A 17,918-nucleotide genomic window follows, 5' to 3' on the forward strand; every position below is an offset into this window, starting at 1 on the left:
GCGGTAAAGTTCCATCCGGGGTGCAGCCCTTCGTATCCCGCGGCTTCTCCGCATCATTGCCATCAACGGATGATGCGGGAATGGACGGTGCCGCTGAACGTGCAGGCGGCGCGGATCGTCAGGATTGGCCCGGTGCCGGCCAGTATGCTTTTCGGACCCCTAGTTCCCCTGCGACGGCCGAAGACAGGCGCGGACTGGGGGTTTCGCTTCGGCATAGTTCCCTGTCCCGACCTGGAAGGCCTGTAGCCCGTGCTCAGCCCAGGGGCGGGGGCACCGCGATCCAGGCAACGGTGCCGCCTTCCATCACCGGCTGCAGCCAGTCCTGGCCGCAATGGTCGAAGCTGATGGGCCCGATGCGCTCCGGCTGGCAGCCTTCCGGCAGTTGCGCGAAGCGGGTGCCCAGCGCGTAGCGCGCACCCGGCGGGGTCGGTGCTGGTGGTGGGCTGGCCGGCTGCGGGGCTGCGGCGGCGGCCGCGCTCTGCGCCTGTCTCGCCGCCTGTTGCGCCTCGCTGGCCGCGCTTTGCGCTGCATCGGCCGATTGGCGAGCCTGGTCCGCAGCGGCAGGCGCGGCCGTCGCGGCAGACGGTGCGGGGGCCGCGACGATCACGGCCGGCGGGGCGTTGGCATTGCTGACGGCGCCGGCCACCAGGCCCGCCGTCGCCCCGGCCACCAGGCCGCCGGCAATCACCGCACCGGCATCCCAGCCCGAATTGCCGCCGACATAGACGGGGTAGGCCACGGGCGGTGGCCGGTATCCGCCGGCGGCGCCGGGCGGAACCGGCCGCGCGCCGTGGCCGGCGACCACGGTATTGCCGGCGTTGACCGTGACCTGCCTGCCTCCCTGGACCTCCCGGCGCTGGCTGGTGCGTTGGCGGGAATGGTCGGCGTGCTGAACCCCGGCGGGCCTGTTCGGGTTTGGCTGAGGCCGCCGCGCCCCCTCCGCCCGCTGCGGCCGTTCGCCGCGCGAATGGCTCCCTTCGGCGCGGCCGCCGCCAGCGTGGACGCGGCCGCCCGCTGCGGCGCGCGGCCCGCCACCATGGGCATGCCGTCCACCCGCGCCGGCTGGCGCATGGAAGCTACCGCCCTGCATCCCGCGCCCGCCATCTCCCAGCCGCGCCTCTGCCTGCGGCGCGGCCAGAACGCAGGAAGCGGCGATCAGCAGGACTGGCCCGCAAGACTTCATGGCGTGTCTCCTGCCTGCCGGACGGCGAAGGGGATCGGGCGTGTGCCGGGCGGCGGGGTGAACTGGAACAACCGTTCGGCGATCTGCGGCGCCACCCGCCAGGCATCGAAGCGCAGCAGCAGGCGCCGGCCATCCCGTACCACCGAGGCCAACAGGGGTAGCGGCAGGCCGGACTGATCGATCCACAACTCCCAGGCGGTCGGCCCGCTCTGCAGCACCAGATGCCAGGCCAGGCGGCCGGACACATGGGTGGTGGAGACGACATCGCCCGTGGTGCCGGGCGCCAGCCGGGCGTGCGGGTCGGCAACCAGTAATGCGCCCAGTTCCAGCGGCACGCCCAGCCGTTCCTGCAACAACGCCAGGGCGCCGTCGATGGATGGCGGGGCATCCGCCTGCGCGTAAGCCTGCTGTGGAATGGCATGCACCGTGACTTGGCGGCCATCGTAGTAGACGTCGGCCAGGACGGCGTCGCCGCGAAGGTCGGCGCGCAGCCGGTTGGGGCGCCGGATGGCGATGGTCATGTCCGTGAGGAGGGATGCGGTGCGGCCATCCGCCAGTTCCACCTCCCGCAGGCTTGTCACGTCGAGGGCCAGGCTGGGCGCACCGGCCAGGGCGGCGGACATCTGGCGAAGCAACTGGTCGGCTTCCTCGCTCAAAACTGGCGTGGGCGCCGGCTGCGCCAGGACCGGCGCGCCGCCCAGCACCAGCGCGAGCCCTGCGCCCGCCCAGGCATGAACGGCGCCGAATGCGGTCATGGCCGCGACTGCGAGCCCTGCTCGTAGCCCCGCGTATAGGCGCGTTGCTCGGACTGCCGGCTCTGGTCGTACAGGTAGCCGCCCGCGGCACCGACACCGGCGCCGATCAGGGCGCCCCAGCCGAAATCCCCCGTGAAGGACCCGATGGCGCCGCCGGCCAGGGCGCCGGCCCCGGCCCCGGTCAGGGTCCGGCGGCTGGTGTCATTCATATCGGCGCAGCCGGCGATACCCAGGCCGGCGGCGAGCAGGGCGGCGGCGAGGCGGAGCGAGCGGCGAGGCATGGCGGCTGTCCTTTCCATGGTGGCGGTCCTCACGGGTTTCGCCGCCCGCCACGGGCGGGAGGCGCGGCTGGCTGCGGCGGGCAGGGATAGGTGGCCTTGGCCCAGCGAGCGACGCCATCGATGGCGCGGTCCGCGGCGTATTGCGGGTTGGCCTGGGCCCAGGCGACCAGGGAATCCGTGACCTGCATCAGGCTCGGTGCCGGGGTGGGCGGGCAGAACAGCGGGCCGGGCCGGGCGGACGCCGGAAACACGGCGGCATGGAAGTCGCCCACGCCCAGCAGGTAGCCATGGCAGAACGCCAGTGCCTCCACCTGCCGTGCCTGCCCCGCAGGCGTGCCGCAGATCGCGGCCAGCTCACCGAGGGAGCGTGGCCTGGCGGTTTCCGGCGTCGGCTGGGCCAGGGCCGTGGTGGCGGATAGCAGGAACAGCCCGGCCGGAAGCCAGACCTGGTGTCGGCAGCGTGTTCGCACGGCATCCCTCCTGTTGCGGCTGCGGCGCGTGGCGCGATGTCCCGCCCGTGCCGGAGGAGAGCTTAGAGCGTGCGATCCGCGCCTGATGATCGGGTGAACTACCGACCGAACCGACACGGAGACCCGACTGGACGACGAGAATGAAGGCAGATGAGGCAAGTTTCCGCCATGCCTCGGTAGTTGGCCTGATAGCGGCCACCGGTCCTTCGCTCGAATGCTCCCCACGCCGCACATCGCTCAGGGGATACCCGCATGCCGCACCACCCGCCCCCCGGATCCCGTTGGCTGGCCTGGATGCTGGTGTTGCTGCTGGCCGCCTGTGCGGCGCCCGTGACCGTCGAGCAGACGGATACGCGCAGCTCCTACCACCGCCTCAACCGCAATGCCCTGTCCAGCAACGAGCCGAGCGAAGTCAGCCTGACCACGCTGCGCCAGCGGGCCCTGCTCGACACCTATGCGATGTTTCCGGTGGAGACGATCCGCGCCCTGCATGGCTGGATGCTGATCGACGAGGAGCCGGCGGACGACCTGTTCGCCCTCGCCGAGCTCAGCTACCTGCAGGCGCGTGCCTTGCAGGGGCGCGGGGAGGACGCCCGGCCGGACTACCTGGCCGCCACCCTCTACGCCTACGCCTTCCTGTTTCCCGATGACCCGCGGCAGCGGCCGGACCCTTACGACCCCAGGTTCCGCTGGGCGTGCGATCTCTACAACCTTGCCCTCAGCGCCGCACTTTCCAACCCCGACGGCACCAGCGCCGCGTTGCTGGCCGGCCGGTACGCCCTGCCTTTCGGCACCATCGACATCACCGCCGATGTCGCGGCGCTCAGGCTGGAGGAAGGGCAGGTCGTCTCCCTGGTGCCAACGATCAACCTGTCGGTGGCAGGCTTCCGCAATCTCTATCGCAGCGCCGGCATCGGCGCCCCGATGGCGGCAAGCCCGAACAGCCAGCCGGCCGCCAACGAGGGGCTGGAAGTCGCGCCCAGGTTGCGTGTGCCGACAGCTGTTCTGCTGCGGCTCCCCCACGCGAGGCAGCAGCTTGCAGGCCGGGCCTTGCAGGGCACGCTGTCGATGCACTCGATTTTCGAGGCGTCCAGCATCCGGATCGCCGACCAGCAGGTGCCGCTGGAGTTCAACCAGACGGCAGCACGCGCCTTCAGCGTGGCGCAGACCGCGCCGTGGAGCTCAGAACTGCGCGGCTTCCTGTTCGGGGATCTCTTTGCCGGCCGCGACACGTCCCGCCTGGCGGCGCTGGAGCCGCACCGGCGCGGACGCATGCCGGTAGTCCTGGTGCATGGCACGGCGTCCAGCCCCTTCCGGTGGGCCGACATGGTCAACGACCTGCAAGAAGATCGTGTGATCCGCGAAAATTTCGAATTCTGGTTCTTCGCCTACGCGACCGGAAATCCCATCCCGTACTCCGCCCTCGCGTTGCGGGACGCGCTGCAAGCGGCCATCCGGCAACTGGGAGGGGTGGCGGCGGACCCGGCGCTGGGCAACATGGTCGTCATGGGCCACAGCCAGGGCGGCCTGCTGACCAAAATGCTGGTCATCGACCCCGGCGATAGCCTTTGGAACGCCCTCAGCACCAAGCCGCTGGATGCGTTGACGCTCCGCCCCCAATCGCGCGACCTGCTGCGGCGCGCGCTGTTCCCGCAGCCGATGCCGCAGGTCTCGCGCGTCGTGTTCATCGCGACGCCGCATGGCGGCAGTTATGTGTCCGCCTACAGCATCGCGCATCTCGTCGGGCGCCTGGTAACCCTGCCGGCCGCCGTGGTGGCCGCAACCGGCGACATGCTGACCAACAACGCCTCCGCCCTTTCTGTGGACCGAAGCAACCTGCGGATCGGCAGCGTGTACGGCATGACGCCGGGCAGCATCTTCGTGGAAGCGTTGAGCCGGCAGCCCATGGCACCAGGCGTGCACGCGCATTCGATCATCCCGACGCTGGGTGGCGGCCCGCTCGCCGACCGTACCGACGGCGTGGTGGCGTATTCCAGCGCGCATATCCAGGGGGTGGAGTCGGAGCTGGTGATCGAGGGTTCGGGGCATTCGACCCAGGCCGATCCGCGCACGATCAATGAAGTCCGGCGTATCCTGCGGCAACACCTCGCCATCGTGTGCCGGGACACACGGCGCTGCGGTCCGCCGCGGCCGTGACATACCGGGTTGCTCCCCATCGTCTCAGGGCTTCCACTGATAGCGTGCATCGCCGCATACCCTATCGTTCCCAACGGCAGCGCCGCTCAACGACACGCGGCGCGGCCAAGGCAACAGGGAAGGGCAAGACATGCTACCGGACATCTCCCGTCGCGCTTTGCCAGGCATCCTAGCCGCGCTGCCCGCGGCCGCCGTGGCCCAGCCGGCCGGCCCAGCGCCGGCACCGCAGGGCACCCAGGCCAGCGTCGCCCTATCCGGGCTCACCGAACGAATGCTGCACCGCCGGGCTGTCGAGGCGGCGATCTGGGGCATGCCGGCGGTCAACTTCGAGCTGATGGCGCAGGCCATGGCGGATGCAGGGGCCACCTTCAACCAAGTGGTCTACTGGTCGCGTCCGCTCACCTGGAAGAACCAGACGCTCACGCCCAACCCCGACACGATCTACGTCATGCCGTTCTACAATACCAAGGATGCTGGCCCTGTCGTGCTGGAGATTCCACCCGCCGGCGAGGGTTCGATCACCGGCAGCATCGATGATGGCTGGCAGACGGCGCTGGAGGATGTCGGCCCGGCCGGCGTCGATAAGGGCGCTGGCGGCAAATACCTCATCCTGCCTCCGGGCTATCAGGGCGCAGTGCCAGACGGGCACATCGCCCTGCCGTCCGCCACCTATGCCGGCTTTGCGCTGCTCCGCTCCAACCTGCGGGGCGGTAGCGACGAAGATCGCGCGAGGGCAGTCCGCTATGGCCGGATGATCCGCTTCTACCCGCTCGCGCAGGCAGCGAGCCCGCCGGAGACGCGCTTCGTGGACGCGGCCGACATGCCGTTCGACAGCACGATCCCCTATGATCTGCGCTTCTTCCAGGCTCTCGACAGATTCGTACAGCGCGAGCCCTGGATTGAACGGGACCGCGCGATGATAGACCCGTTGCGCACGATCGGCATCGAGAAAGGCAAGCCATTCTCACCAGAGGCGAGGCAGCGCGAGATCCTGGCCGCCGGCATGCGCGAAGCCCACGAGTTCCTCGAAGCCAGCTACGAGGCCCTGTACACGCCCCCTTATTTCGAGGGTTCGCGCTGGGCGCTGCCGGTCAGCCCGGCCCTCGCCAAGGGGATGCAGACCAGCTTTGGCGACCGCGACAGCTACCCGACCGATGGGCGGGGCATTGCCTACTCCTTCGCATTCTTCAGCTCGAAGCATCTGGGGGAGGGTCAGTTCTACCTGCTTTCCATCCAGGACAAGGCGGGGCAGCCGCTGGATGGCAGCGCGACCTACCGCCTGCGGGTGCCTGGCGCTGTTCCGGTCCGGCTGTACTGGTCCGTCACGGCCTATGACCGCGTGACGCATGCCCTGATCCGGGAGCTGCCCTGGTCCAGCCGTTCCTCCAACACGCAGGGCCTGAAGCAGAACGGCGATGGGTCCGTCGATCTGCTGTTCGGGCCTGCCGCCCCGCCGGGCCAGCAGGAGAATTGGATTCCAACACGGGCCGACGGCCGGTTCGAAGTGATGTTCCGCTTCTACGGCCCGGAGCGTCCTTTGTTCGACAAGAGCTGGCGACTTCCGGATATCGAACGACAGTCGTAGGCGCGAGAGGGCGATGAGCTCATAGGCTGAAAGGGGAAGGCAGGAGATGCCTTCCCCGTGGTACCACCACCAGACCCGCGCCGGCCAACGCGACCGGCGCGGCTCCCGGATTATCGGTCAAACCATCAATACGCCGTCGAGCGCATGGCAGTATCCGTTGCTGGCCTGGATGTTCGTGTAGGTGATGGGGAAGCCAGCCAATCTTGGCTGCCCGCTACCGGTCACAAGGGTCAAGCTATAGCCGGCCTTGGTCCGGATACGCTGGGATTCAGACGTCCCCTCGGAGCCGCCGAAGCCGTTGATCATGGCGCTGAAATCGGTGATGTGGTTCAGCACGACCTTCCGGGCATACTCCTTGTCACCCCGGAAGCGCTCGACCTGCAGGGCGGGCACCCTCTCGATCGCCCCGTTCACCGGAATGAAGAAGCCGAAGCTGCCGGAAGCGCTGAATTCTTCTTCCAGCCCGTGGTTCTTGATGATCTCGGCAAAGATCGAAACCGCTGGCGCCGACTTGATGAGATCGAGCGCCGAGCGGGCCTGCGCAACAGCGCGGGACGGACGCAGCGCCAGAAGCGCCGGCGCAGCCACGGCAAAGCCGCCTGCGGCCAGGACGAAGCTGCGCCGCCGGACCGTTGGTGCGGCTGAGTTGGAAGGGGAGGTCGGGACCATAGGGCTGTCTCCATGTGGCGGCCCATTTCGTACGCAACCTGTCAGCCGGGCCTGCCAACGGTTGGTCCGACGCTACGGGCAGACCGAACCTGCCTTCGCGCAGGCTGACGAATCTACGCAATGACGGTAGTTCAGCTATCGGGCAAAGACCTGACAGGAGCGGAGACATTGCCGTAGCTGGGGCTGTACCGGGAACCAGGTGCCACTGACGGCGAAGGCAGTGGATCGACCCGAGGGTAGCAGCCCTGCTGGTCCGCACCGTTCGGTGGGACCAGCCTGCTCACGGCATCGCGGGATAGGGTGACCTTACAGGAGGCGCGGGCAGGGGCGCCTCGCCTCTCACCGTCGCCCTGGGGCCAAGCTTTCAGCCCAGCGCAGCGCAGGCGTTGGAGATGGAGCGCGCCGTCTCCATCACCAAGGTGGCGTATCGGCGTTCCATCTCTTCGAGCGCAATACGGGAACGGAGCGATGCCACGTTCACCGCCCCCAACGGTCGGCCGCGCCCGTTGACGATCGGCGCGGCGACGGCGACGTCGCCGTGATAGATTTCCTCGGCTGTGGTCGCATAGCCGCGTGCCGCGCTGAGGGTGATCTTTTCCATCAGTGGCTCCATCTCCCAGACCGTCGCTTCGGTCAGACGCTTCCGGTCCGACTGCAAAAGAACAGACCGTGCCTCCTCCGTCGGCAGGGTGGACAGGATGGCGATACCAAATGACGTGCAGTAGAGCGGCATCCGCGTCCCGATGGGCACATCCACATTCAACACATGTTGGCCCAGCAGACGGTTGACGAAAACGGTATCCGTTCCGTCCCGCATACTCAGATTGACCGTCTCGTGAGTCGTCTGGCTGAGATGCAGCAGATAGGGGCGCGCTACCGCGACCAGGGGATCGGTACCCAGGAAGCGTGCGGTAAGATCCATCACACGTACATTGAGCGTGAACCGCTTGCTGCGCGCGTCCTTGCGAAGATAGCCCAGTGGTTCGAGCGTGTGGGCGAAGCGTTGCGTCGCGCTGCGATCCAGCCCAGCGGCGATGGCCAGCTGTGTCAGGCTCAGGCTTGGGTTGCGGGCGTCGAAGGCGGAGAGCAGTGCGAAAGCCTTGCCAACCGAGCGGACGAGCAAGGGGTCCCGGTCCAAGTCAGGCTGCCGCGCCATCTGTGTGTCTTTCATCCCGGTCTCCCCCGTACCAGGGAGAGCCTGAGGCTACATTCATCGCTATGCAATAACTCAATGCGCAGTGCGCTTTTCCGCTTCCCACATCCCTGCGGATCGGCTGATAGTTGCGGCGGGAAGACACACCATCACCGGAAACCACGATCGGCGAAGCAAGCGTGACGGCGATAGGCCGCGCGTTCGCCAGCTGGATCGTCATGACACCCGCGCCTGCCGGCACGGGTAATGACGGAGGTTTCGGATGGCTGCGCGCAGGACGATGAGCCTTGGGCTTTCCATAGCCAATCTCGGCTACCATTACGCCGCCTGGCGCCATTCCGGCGTCCCCGCCGATGGCAACATGCGCTTCGCCCATTTCAAGTACTGTGCGCAGCTGGCGGAGCGCGGGAAGTTCGACCTGATTTTCCTGGCCGATTCCTCGGCTGTCAGGGACCTCGACAACACTGCCATCGCCCGGGAGCTGGAGCACCAGCTGGTCAAGCACGAGCCCATGGCGCTGCTGGCGGCCATGTCGACCTGCACCAGCCGCGTCGGCCTCGTGGCGACCGGTTCGACCACCTATAACGAGCCGTACAACCTCGCCCGGCAATTTGCCACGCTGGATAATCTCAGCAAGGGCCGGGCCGGTTGGAACATGGTCACCAGCTTCTCCATTGATGAAGCCCGCAATTTCGGCCTGGACCGTGTGCTGCCGTCCGACCACCGGCATGAGCGTGCCGCCGAATTCCTGGACGTTTTCAAGGGGCTGTTTGACAGTTTCGACGACGGCGGAATTCCGCGCGACAAAGCCAGCGGCATCTTCTTCGACCGGTCCCGCACCCATGTGCTGAACCACAAGGGCAAGCATTTCCAGGTGCGTGGCCCGCTGGACTGCGAAACCACGCCGCAACGGCAGATTCCCGTCTTCACGGCCGGAGACAGCGAGAACGCCCAGGAACTGGCCGCCAGCTCCGCAGATGTCGTCTATGGCGGTCAGCCGGATCTGGAATCAGCGCGCGCCTATTACGCCTCCCTGAAGGGGCGCCTGGCAAAATATGGCCGTACCCACGACGACCTGAAAGTGATGCCCGGCATCATGCCCTTTGTCGGCCGCACCATGGCGGAGGCGGAGGCGAAATTCGAGCGGATGCAGGCGATGATCCTACCTCGCCTCGGCCTCGGCCTCCTCGTGGTCAACGGGTTCCCCGACTATACCGGCTATGACATCGATGGCCCGGTGCCGGACATCGCCATGCCGGCCAATCGGAAGGGCCATTTCTCCTCGCCCCTGATGCAGAAGGTGAAGCAGGACGGCCTCACCATCCGCCAACTCTACGAGAAGGTTTCCGCCGGGTTCTGGCACATGGGCGTGGTGGGCACGCCAGAGAGCATCGCCGACCTGATGGAGGAATGGTTCACCACCGGCGCCGCCGATGGGTTCAACATCCAGTCGCCCTGCATCCCCGTCGACTCGGAGGATTTCGTCAATCTGGTGATCCCGGAGCTGCAACGGCGCGGCGTGTTCCGCACCGAGTACGAAGGCGCCACGCTGCGCGAGCATCTCGGCCTGCGGCCCGCTGTCAGCCGGCATGCCTTGCAGCCCCTGTACGCGGTGGGGGGCTGAGCCATGGCGCAGCGGATGATGCGGCTTGGCCTTTCCGTCGCCAACCAAGGCTACCACTACGCCGCCTGGCGCCTGCCGGAGAGCCCACCGGATAACGGCCTTTGCCTGGAGCATTACCTGAACTGCGCGCGGATTGCCGAGCGCGGCAAAATGGACTTCCTGTTCTTCGCGGACCAGGCAGCGGTACGCAACACCGATGACCCACGCATCCGTCGGGACATGGAGCAGGGCCATATCAAGCTGGAGCCGACGCTCCTCTGTGCCGCCCTGGCCGCCGTCACGGAGCATGTGGGCTTCGTGATGACGGCTTCCACCAGCTATTCGCATCCTTATGCGCTGGCGCGGCGGCTGGCCTCCATCGACCATATTAGCAATGGCCGCGCCGCCTGGAACCTCGTGACCAGCACCAGCGTGGACGAGGCGCGCAACTTCAACCAGCAGGGCCCTGATAGTTCAGCCAGTCGGCATGAGCGGGCCGCCGAGTTCCTCACCGTGATGCGCGGGCTGTGGGATAGCTGGGACGACGATGCCTTCATGCGTGACAAGGCCAGCGGCCAGTATTTCGACCGCGACAAATTTCACTTCCTCGAGCATCAAGGCGCGCACTTCAAAGTGCGTGGGCCGCTGGACACGGCACGGCCGCCCCAGGGCTCGCTACCCATCGTTACGGCCGGAACCTCCGCCAATTCGCAGGATTTTGCGGCCGAGCACGCAGATCTGCTCTACAGCGCCCAGCCAACACTGCCGCTGGCACAGGAATACTATGCGTCTGTGAAGCAGCGGATCGCGGCGCATGGACGGGCACCGGACGCGCTGCGGGTGATGACGGGCATCATGCCCGTCATCGGCCGAACGGAGGAGGAGGCGAGGGCGAAGTTCCAGCGCGCGCAGGATCTGCTCGACCCGCGCGTCGGCCACGGCATGCTGCTGATCAATCATTTCCCCGATCTCAGCCGCCTGCCGCTCGATGCGCCGGTGCCCGACCTTACTATGACGGACCACCACAACACGCCCGGCCGTGACGCCAGCTTCACCCTGACCATGATGGAACGGGCGCGGCGTGAGAAGATGACCATCCGCGACCTCCTCGCCGCCGTCTCCGCCGGCTTCTGGCATCTCGGCGTCATCGGTTCGCCGGACATGGTGGCGGATACGATGGAACAGTGGTTCAGCGAAGGTGCCGCCGATGGCTTCATCATCCAGCCGCCCTGGCTGCCCGGCTCGGCGGATGATGTCGTCGAACTCGTGATTCCCGAATTGCAGCGCCGTGGTCTGTTCCGCACCGAATACGAGGGCAGCACCTTGCGCGAGAACCTGGGCCTGCCCTGGATTCCCAGCCGATACACCATGCCCGGCGCCGCCTGACATCCCCTGTAACCGGAGACCGTGCCAGATGACTCTCTCCCGTTTCCCGAACCTCATCCTGCCACGCCGTGGCCTGTTGGGCGGCGCCATGGCGCTGGGTGGGGCGGCCGTGGCCGGCCTGCCAACGCGCGCGGGGTACGCGCAATCCGGCGTCGCGCCGCGCAAGGGTGGCGTGCTGCGTTTCTGCCGGCCCGATCCGCCGGACATGCTGGACCCGATGCAGACGAATTCCTTCTCCGGAATGGAATTCGGGCAGATGGTCTATGACAACCTGGTCACGCTGGACGACAAGGCCCAGCCAACGCCGCAACTGGCAACCGAGTGGACCGCCGAGAAGGGCGGGCAAGAATGGGTGGTCACCATCCGGGAGGGCGTGAAGTTCCATAGCGGCGACACCCTGACATCGGCGGATGTCGTTGCCACGATCGAGCGTTCCATGGATCGCTCGCGGGCTGGCGCGGGCCTGGGATGTTTCGGCCCGGTTGCCGCGGTTTCGGCGGAAGGCCCGCACAAAATCCGCGTGGCGATGACCATGCCATTCGGCGAGTTCCCCGTGGTGCTGGCGTACCGCGCCTGCCGCATCCTGCCGGCCAAGGGTATCGACAGCCTGCGCGATACGCCCAACGGCACCGGTCCGTTCAAGTTCAAGGATTTCCAGCCCGGCGCCTCCATCACCATGGAGCGGAATCCGGATTACTGGAACCCGGACGTGCTGCATCTGGATGGTGTCCGCATGGTCTTCATCCGCGAGGCCGTCGCCATGCAGGCGGCGATCCGTGGCGGGCAGGTCGATCTCATTACCCAGATCCCGCTGGAGACCTATCTGACCATGCGCAATGCGCGTGGCTTCAAGGCCTACTCGGCACCGACCGGCGACTATCACACCATCCAGATCATGGCGAACATGGACCCCTTCAAGAACGCCAAGGTGCGGGAGGCGTTCCAGTACATTCCAGACCGCAAGGCCATCGTTGCTTCCGCGCTGTTCGGCCAGGGCGTGCCCGGCAACGACGTCGTACTGCCGCCGGGAAGCTTCTATCTGCCGGAACTGCCGGTCATCGACCAGGATCTGCCGCGGGCGAAGAAGCTGCTGGAGGAGGCAGGTGTCTCCAACCTCACCATCGATGCCTACACCACCAGCGACCGCCAGCCGGCGCCGAAGATGATCCTGGCCTTCTCCGAGGCCGCCGCGAAGATCGGCGTCACCGTGCGGGTGCGGGACATTCCCTATACCGAGTACGCCGCCAATGTCGCGCGCAAGATGCCGATGTACTCCTCCTATTTTTCGGGATCCGCGACCTTGTATGATGCGATCTACAAGATCCATCACAGCAAGGGCATCTATAACTACGGCAACACGGAAGTCGCGCCAGGCCTCGATGGCAAGCTGGACGCCATGATAGCGGAGGTCGATACCGCCAGGCGCAAGGAGATCGCCGCCGACGTGCTGCGTCTGCTGCAACGACACAGCGACCGTATGGTGCCCTATTTCCGCAACTATGTCGGCGTGACCTCGGACAAGGTGCAGGGCTTCCAGCCGCCGAAGTACGGTACGATTGAGACCCGCGGCACGTGGCTGAGTGCCTGAACCATGCAGGCGCTCGGCTTCATCCTGCGCCGCGTGCTGCTTCTGGTCGTGGTGCTGTTCGCCGTGTCCGTCCTGACCTTCGCCATCGTCAACGTCCTGCCAGGGGATGTGGCGACGGCGGTGCTGGGTGACATGGCCACGCCGGATCAGGTCCTCGCCGTGCGTAAGACGCTTGGCCTCGACCAGCCCCTGGCTGAGCGCTATCTGCGATGGCTACTTGGCGTCCTGCAGGGGGATTTTGGCCGCTCCCTGCAACATGGGCAGCCGATCGGCCCCATTCTCATGGGCCGTCTCGGTAACTCCGCCATTCTCGGCCTGATCACGCTCGCCATCGCGGCACCGTTGGCCGTGGCGCTCGGTGTCATGGCCGCGCTGAAGCCAGGTGGAGTTCTGGATCGTGTGATCGGCGGCATCGCTGTCGGCGCCTATGCCCTTCCGGAATACGTCATCGGCCTGTTCGGCATCCTCGCCTTCAGCATCTGGTGGCCCGTCCTGCCCGGCTCCAGCCTGATGGACCCGAATGAGAATCCGCTGGCGCGCCCGGAAGCCCTGATCCTGCCCATCGGTGTCCTCATAACCGGCATGCTGGCCTTCATTAGCCAGGTCACGCGGGCCAGCATGATCCAGGTGATGGGCAGCGCTTATATCCGCACGGCGGTTCTCAAGGGTGTGCCGCGCTGGCGCGTGGTGATGAAGCACGCGATGCCGAACCTGCTTCCCCCGACCATCGCGGAGATCGGCATGTATTTCGGCTATGTCATCGGCGGCCTGGTGGTGGTCGAGACGCTGTTCTCCTACGCCGGCCTGGGCCAGTTGGTCACCAACGCGGTCAGTTACCGCGATGTGCCGGTCATCCAGGCCGTCGTGCTGATTGTCGCTGCCGCCTACGGCATCGGCAACCTGCTGGCCGATGTCGCCGCGCTGCTGATGAACCCGAGGCTGCGGTCATGAGCGGCGTAGCCCTGCCGGCCCACCGGCGCATCGTCTTGCCGCGCCTCGGCGTGGCGGATCTCGCGGGCGCCGCGATCGTGCTGGGGATGGTGATGCTGATCCTCGCCGGCGCGTCTCTCTCACCCTACTCGGCGACGGCCTTCAACCCGATGCACTCGCTGGAAGCGCCCAGCCTGGCCTTTCCCTTCGGCACCGATGAATTCGGGCGGGACGTGTTCTCCCGTGTGTTGGCCGGCGCTCGGCCGACGCTGCTGCTCGCCGTCGGCGCCGCCGCCCTCGGGGTGGCGCTGGGTACGGTGACGGGGCTCACCGCGGGCTACCGTCAAGGCCCGGTGGACGAGACCATCATGCGCTTCATGGACGCGCTGATGTCCTTCCCCGGCCTCATCCTGGCGATGCTGGTGGTGGTCATGCTGGGCCCGGCGCCCATCAATGTGGTGGCTGCCATCGCGCTGGTGTTCTGGCCGCGCTCAGCCCGCCTGGTGCGCAGCATCGTCGTCGACCTCGCCCACCGCGAGTTCATCGAGGCAGCGCGCTCGCGCGGCGAGAGGGCCTCCTTCATCCTGTTTCGCGAGTTGCTGCCCAATGTATTGCCCATCATCGTTGTGGATTTTTCCCTGCGCGTGACATCGGGAGTCCTGCTGGCGGCCTCGCTGGCCTATCTCGGCATCGGCGTCACGCCGCCAACGCCGGCCTGGGGCCTGATGGTACGGGATGGGCAACAGTTCATCGAGATCGCGCCGTGGCTCGTGGTCTTTCCCTGCCTCGCCATCGCGCTGGCCTCCATCGGCACCGTGTTGCTGGGTGAGCGGTTGCGGCACCGGCTGGCCCTGCCGGGTGGGGGACGCGCGCAATGACCGTCATGTCGAAGATCGAGCCGCCCGTCCTCGCGGTGCGTGACCTTTCCATCAGCTACGGGCCGCTCCAGGCCGTGCGCGGCGTATCCTTCTCCATCGCGCCCGGCGAGGCGATGGGGCTGATCGGTGAGAGCGGCTCCGGCAAGAGCAGCGTGGCCTACGCGGTCATGCGCTATATCAAGGGCCAGGCGAGCGGCGAGGTGCATGTCGCGGGGCAGGACGTCATGGCGCTGTCCGAGCAGGCGCTCGGCAAATTGCGCGGCCGCACCGCCGCCATGGTCTACCAGGACCCGATGAGCGCGCTGAACCCCGCCATCAAGGTGGGCGAGCAGATCGCCGAAGCCATCCGCCTGCACGGCAGAATCGGCAAGGCCCTAGCCTGGAAGCGCGGCGTTGCGCTGCTGGAGCGGGTGCATCTGCCACGCCCGGCGGAGATCGCGCATCGCTACCCGCACCAGCTTTCGGGCGGGCAGCAGCAGCGTGTCGTCATTGCCATGGCCCTGGCCTGCGATCCGCAGCTGCTGATCATGGACGAGCCCACCACGGGCCTGGATGTGACGACGGAGGCCGTCATCCTCGACCTGGTCAATGAGCTGCGCCGCGAGACCGGCGTGGCGGTGCTGTTCATCAGCCACAATATGGGCGTCGTTGCCCAGGTGTGTGACCGCGTCGGTGTCCTCTATGCCGGCCAGCTGATCGAGGAGGGCACGACGGAGCAGGTGCTGCGCCAGCCGCGCCACCCCTATACCGTGGCGCTGATGCGGGCCATGCCGGCCATTGACGGCCCGCGCCGTCGGTTGGCCGCTATTCCGGGCCGGCTGCCGGATTTGCGCAGCCCGCCTCCGGGTTGCATCTTCACCCCACGCTGCGCCATGGCCACAGCGGAGTGCGAGAGCCGCATGCCGGACCTGGCCAATAGCAGCGGCGGCGGCCACCGGAGCCGTTGCCACTATCGCGATGAGGTCGCGTTGCGCCTGCCGCCCGAGCCGCTGGTAGCCGAAGTGCAACTGGTCGAGGCGCGGCAGGAGCGTCCGCGTTTGCAGATCATCGCTGTCAGCAAGCAATTTCGTGCCCGGCCGGCGCTGCCGTTTATGCGCGGCCCCGCCCCGGTGCGGGCGGTGGATGATGTGACGCTGGACATTCCGCCGGGCCGCACCCTGGCCGTGGTGGGTGAAAGCGGCTCAGGCAAATCGACCCTCGCGCGTTGCGTCGCCGGGCTGATCGTGCCGGAAGATGGCGCCATCCGGCTGGAGAACGAGGTGTTGGACCCGTTGGTGCAGAAGCGCGGCCGCGCGGCGCAGCAGGCCGTGCAGTTCGTCTTCCAGAACCCCGACGCGGCGTTGAACCCGCACTGGACCGTGGCCGAGATCGTCGGCCGCCCCATGCGTCTTTATGGCGGGCAAGGGGAGGGCAAGGCGCTGCGCCATCGCATCATCGAGCAGTTGGAGGCGGTGAAGCTGGGCGAGCGCTATCTCGACCTCTATCCGCGCGAGATGTCGGGCGGTGAGAAGCAACGCGTCTCCATCGCCCGCGCCTTCGCCGGCCGCCCCCGGCTGGTGATTTGCGATGAGCCGACCTCGGCGCTCGATATCTCCGTGCAGGCCGCCATCCTGAATGAGTTGCTGGCGTTGCAACGCGAGAACGGCACTTCCTACCTCTTCATCTCGCACGACCTTGGCGTGGTGCGGCATGTGGCGCACGAGGTGGCCATCATGCGCCACGGTCGTATCGTGGAAAGCGGGCCGCCCGCCGCTGTCTTCGGCGACCCGCGCGAGGAATATACGCGTAACCTGATCGCGGCCATCCCGACGCTGGAGCGGCGCGAAGCCGCGCCGGCGCTGCTCACTGCCTGAATAGTATCGACAAGGACAGGATTTCTTCCATGGCAACCCGCAAGATGAGGCTCGGCATGTCGATGCGTGGCATCGGCTACCACCCCGCGGCCTGGCGGCATCCGGACGTGCCGGCCGATGGCACTCTGCGCATCGATCACTATGTCCGCAACGCGCAGACAGCGGAGCGCGGCCTGTTCGACATGATCTTCTTCGCCGACGGCATTGCGATCCGTGAGAAGGACCTGCCGCGCGGGTCGCTCGCACGCTCCGGGTTCGAGCTGGCGGAGATGGAGCCACTCACCCTGCTCCCCGCTCTCGCCATGGTCACAAAGCATGTTGGCCTCGTGACCACGGCGTCCACGACTTATAACGAGCCGTATCACCTGGCGCGGAAGTTCGCGACGCTGGACCTCATCAGCCATGGCCGTGCCGGGTGGAATATCGTCACCTCCTGGTCCGATGCCGAAGGCCGCAACTTCAACCGCGACAAGCACCTGGATTACGACACGCGCTATGAACGCGCCGCCGAGTTTGTCGAAGTCGTCAAGGGACTCTGGGATTCGTGGGAGCCCGGTGCGCTGGTCTATGACCGTGAATCGGGCGTCTTCTACGACGAAAGCCGGATGCATGAGCTGAACCATGTCGGCAAGCACTTCAAGGTCAAGGGTCCGCTCAACGTCGCCGAGATGCCGCAGGGACGGCCGGTGCTGTTCCAGGCCGGCGCGGCGGGGCAGGGGCGCGACATCGCCGCCCAGCATGCCGAGGTGATCTACGCCGCGCAGGACACGATCGGGGATGCAAAGACCTACTATGACGATGTGAAAGGCCGCCTGGCCCGCCACGGCCGCGACTGGGATGACCTGAAGATCATGCCGGCGCTCCGCCCGGTGGTGGGCAGGACCCGCGCCGAGGCCCAGGCGAAGTTCGACGAGTTGCAGGAGCTGCTGGATCCCATGGTCGGTCTCGCCCGCCTGTATAACGAGTTCGGCGATCTCTCGGGCTTCGACCTCGACGGCCAGGTGCCTGAGCCGCAGGGCGAGCCGCAGGTCCGCAGCGGCGCCGAGCATATCCTCGCCCGCGCACGTCGGCACAACCTCACTATCCGGCAGCTGGGGCGGCAGCTCGCGGGCGAGGGCAATTCCTGCGTCATCGGCACCGCCGCTGATGTGGTGGACCGGATGGAAGAGTGGTTCACTGGTGGCGCCTGTGACGGCTTCAATATCACGCCCAACGTCCTGCCCGGTGGATGCGATGATTTCGTCGAGCTCGTAACGCCGGAACTGCAGCGGCGCGGGCTGTTCCGCACGGCCTACGAAGGGCGGACCCTTCGGGAGAATCTGGGCCTGAAGCCCCACGTGAACCGCTATGAAGCCGCCCGCCGCGCCGCAGCGGCCGAGTAGCGACTGAGGCCTTCAGTTCCCGGCCACGTCAGCGCGCAAGGTTAC

15 protein-coding genes are annotated in these 17,918 nt (G+C 67.0%); 9 read left to right on the plus strand and 6 right to left on the minus strand.

Going from position 1 to position 17,918, the window contains the following annotated elements; all coding sequences use genetic code 11:
* Positions 1 to 253: 253 nt before the first annotated feature.
* From IBL26_RS00125 to IBL26_RS00140, 4 genes are read right to left on the minus strand one after another with little or no spacing between them, the layout of a single operon-like run.
* Positions 254 to 1,183 (minus strand): hypothetical protein, encoded by a 930-nt coding sequence (locus IBL26_RS00125; protein ID WP_187782408.1) that lies wholly within the window; start codon positions 1,181 to 1,183, stop codon positions 254 to 256.
* Entirely contained in the window at positions 1,180 to 1,938 is a 759-nt protein-coding gene (locus IBL26_RS00130) for a DUF2092 domain-containing protein (RefSeq protein ID WP_187782409.1), read from the minus strand. The genes IBL26_RS00125 and IBL26_RS00130 overlap by 4 nt, the downstream gene beginning before the upstream one ends.
* Positions 1,935 to 2,219 carry a glycine zipper domain-containing protein gene (locus tag IBL26_RS00135; protein WP_241748808.1) on the minus strand — a complete coding sequence of 95 codons (285 nt, stop codon included), beginning with the start codon at positions 2,217 to 2,219 and terminating at the stop codon, positions 1,935 to 1,937. Before IBL26_RS00135 ends, IBL26_RS00130 begins: the two co-directional genes overlap by 4 nt.
* Before the next feature lie 29 nt (positions 2,220 to 2,248).
* On the minus strand, positions 2,249 to 2,689 hold the full coding sequence (locus tag IBL26_RS00140; RefSeq protein WP_187782411.1) for a Rap1a/Tai family immunity protein: 441 nt from the start codon (positions 2,687 to 2,689) through the stop codon (positions 2,249 to 2,251).
* A gap of 252 nt (positions 2,690 to 2,941) precedes the next feature.
* Here IBL26_RS00140 and IBL26_RS00145 point away from each other — a divergent pair, with 252 nt between their 5' ends.
* Together IBL26_RS00145 and IBL26_RS00150 are read left to right on the plus strand one after the other, a co-directional pair.
* Positions 2,942 to 4,846 carry an esterase/lipase family protein gene (locus IBL26_RS00145; protein WP_187782412.1) on the plus strand — a complete coding sequence of 635 codons (1,905 nt, stop codon included), beginning with the start codon at positions 2,942 to 2,944 and terminating at the stop codon, positions 4,844 to 4,846.
* A gap of 193 nt (positions 4,847 to 5,039) precedes the next feature.
* Positions 5,040 to 6,431: a DUF1254 domain-containing protein gene (locus tag IBL26_RS00150; RefSeq protein WP_206684100.1), complete on the plus strand. Its 1,392-nt coding sequence runs from the start codon at positions 5,040 to 5,042 to the stop codon at positions 6,429 to 6,431.
* 117 nt (positions 6,432 to 6,548) lie between these two features.
* Here the strand turns inward: IBL26_RS00150 and IBL26_RS00155 are convergent, their stop codons facing one another.
* Both IBL26_RS00155 and IBL26_RS00160 read right to left on the minus strand, forming a co-directional pair.
* Positions 6,549 to 7,100 (minus strand): fasciclin domain-containing protein, encoded by a 552-nt coding sequence (locus IBL26_RS00155; RefSeq protein ID WP_187782414.1) that lies wholly within the window; start codon positions 7,098 to 7,100, stop codon positions 6,549 to 6,551.
* 364 nt (positions 7,101 to 7,464) lie between these two features.
* Positions 7,465 to 8,271: an IclR family transcriptional regulator gene (locus tag IBL26_RS00160; RefSeq protein ID WP_187782415.1), complete on the minus strand. Its 807-nt coding sequence runs from the start codon at positions 8,269 to 8,271 to the stop codon at positions 7,465 to 7,467.
* A gap of 244 nt (positions 8,272 to 8,515) precedes the next feature.
* Here IBL26_RS00160 and IBL26_RS00165 point away from each other — a divergent pair, with 244 nt between their 5' ends.
* From IBL26_RS00165 to IBL26_RS00195, 7 genes are read left to right on the plus strand one after another with little or no spacing between them, the layout of a single operon-like run.
* Positions 8,516 to 9,877 (plus strand): LLM class flavin-dependent oxidoreductase, encoded by a 1,362-nt coding sequence (locus IBL26_RS00165; RefSeq protein WP_187782416.1) that lies wholly within the window; start codon positions 8,516 to 8,518, stop codon positions 9,875 to 9,877.
* A gap of 3 nt (positions 9,878 to 9,880) precedes the next feature.
* The gene (locus IBL26_RS00170) at positions 9,881 to 11,242 is read left to right on the plus strand and encodes an LLM class flavin-dependent oxidoreductase (RefSeq protein WP_187782417.1); all 1,362 of its coding nucleotides are present in this window, start codon (positions 9,881 to 9,883) and stop codon (positions 11,240 to 11,242) included.
* A 28-nt stretch (positions 11,243 to 11,270) separates the two neighbouring features.
* Positions 11,271 to 12,830, plus strand: coding sequence for an ABC transporter substrate-binding protein (locus tag IBL26_RS00175; protein ID WP_187782418.1), 1,560 nt, complete (start codon positions 11,271 to 11,273; stop codon positions 12,828 to 12,830).
* Positions 12,831 to 12,833: 3 nt separating this feature from the next.
* Positions 12,834 to 13,781, plus strand: a complete 948-nt coding sequence (locus tag IBL26_RS00180; RefSeq protein ID WP_187782419.1) for an ABC transporter permease — start codon at positions 12,834 to 12,836, stop codon at positions 13,779 to 13,781.
* Positions 13,778 to 14,638, plus strand: coding sequence for an ABC transporter permease (locus IBL26_RS00185; RefSeq protein ID WP_187782420.1), 861 nt, complete (start codon positions 13,778 to 13,780; stop codon positions 14,636 to 14,638). The genes IBL26_RS00180 and IBL26_RS00185 overlap by 4 nt, the downstream gene beginning before the upstream one ends.
* On the plus strand, positions 14,635 to 16,491 hold the full coding sequence (locus tag IBL26_RS00190; protein ID WP_187782421.1) for a dipeptide ABC transporter ATP-binding protein: 1,857 nt from the start codon (positions 14,635 to 14,637) through the stop codon (positions 16,489 to 16,491). Before IBL26_RS00185 ends, IBL26_RS00190 begins: the two co-directional genes overlap by 4 nt.
* A gap of 29 nt (positions 16,492 to 16,520) precedes the next feature.
* Positions 16,521 to 17,873: an LLM class flavin-dependent oxidoreductase gene (locus IBL26_RS00195; protein ID WP_187782422.1), complete on the plus strand. Its 1,353-nt coding sequence runs from the start codon at positions 16,521 to 16,523 to the stop codon at positions 17,871 to 17,873.
* Positions 17,874 to 17,918 lie beyond the last annotated feature (45 nt).

This window comes from Teichococcus aerophilus (genome assembly GCF_014490485.1).
Lineage (GTDB): Bacteria > Pseudomonadota > Alphaproteobacteria > Acetobacterales > Acetobacteraceae > Pseudoroseomonas > Pseudoroseomonas aerophila.

Bases quoted from the DNA above. Each gene is read 5' to 3' on its own strand.
- IBL26_RS00125 (WP_187782408.1), bottom strand. From the start codon at position 1,183: ATGAAGTCTTGCGGGCCAGTCCTGCTGATCGCCGCTTCCTGCGTTCTG.
- IBL26_RS00130 (WP_187782409.1), bottom strand. From the start codon at position 1,938: ATGACCGCATTCGGCGCCGTTCATGCCTGGGCGGGCGCAGGGCTCGCG.
- IBL26_RS00135 (WP_241748808.1), bottom strand. From the start codon at position 2,219: ATGCCTCGCCGCTCGCTCCGCCTCGCCGCCGCCCTGCTCGCCGCCGGC.
- IBL26_RS00145 (WP_187782412.1), top strand. From the start codon at position 2,942: ATGCCGCACCACCCGCCCCCCGGATCCCGTTGGCTGGCCTGGATGCTG.
- IBL26_RS00155 (WP_187782414.1), bottom strand. From the start codon at position 7,100: ATGGTCCCGACCTCCCCTTCCAACTCAGCCGCACCAACGGTCCGGCGG.
- IBL26_RS00160 (WP_187782415.1), bottom strand. From the start codon at position 8,271: ATGAAAGACACACAGATGGCGCGGCAGCCTGACTTGGACCGGGACCCC.
- IBL26_RS00165 (WP_187782416.1), top strand. From the start codon at position 8,516: ATGGCTGCGCGCAGGACGATGAGCCTTGGGCTTTCCATAGCCAATCTC.
- IBL26_RS00170 (WP_187782417.1), top strand. From the start codon at position 9,881: ATGGCGCAGCGGATGATGCGGCTTGGCCTTTCCGTCGCCAACCAAGGC.
- IBL26_RS00175 (WP_187782418.1), top strand. From the start codon at position 11,271: ATGACTCTCTCCCGTTTCCCGAACCTCATCCTGCCACGCCGTGGCCTG.
- IBL26_RS00180 (WP_187782419.1), top strand. From the start codon at position 12,834: ATGCAGGCGCTCGGCTTCATCCTGCGCCGCGTGCTGCTTCTGGTCGTG.
- IBL26_RS00185 (WP_187782420.1), top strand. From the start codon at position 13,778: ATGAGCGGCGTAGCCCTGCCGGCCCACCGGCGCATCGTCTTGCCGCGC.
- IBL26_RS00190 (WP_187782421.1), top strand. From the start codon at position 14,635: ATGACCGTCATGTCGAAGATCGAGCCGCCCGTCCTCGCGGTGCGTGAC.
- IBL26_RS00195 (WP_187782422.1), top strand. From the start codon at position 16,521: ATGGCAACCCGCAAGATGAGGCTCGGCATGTCGATGCGTGGCATCGGC.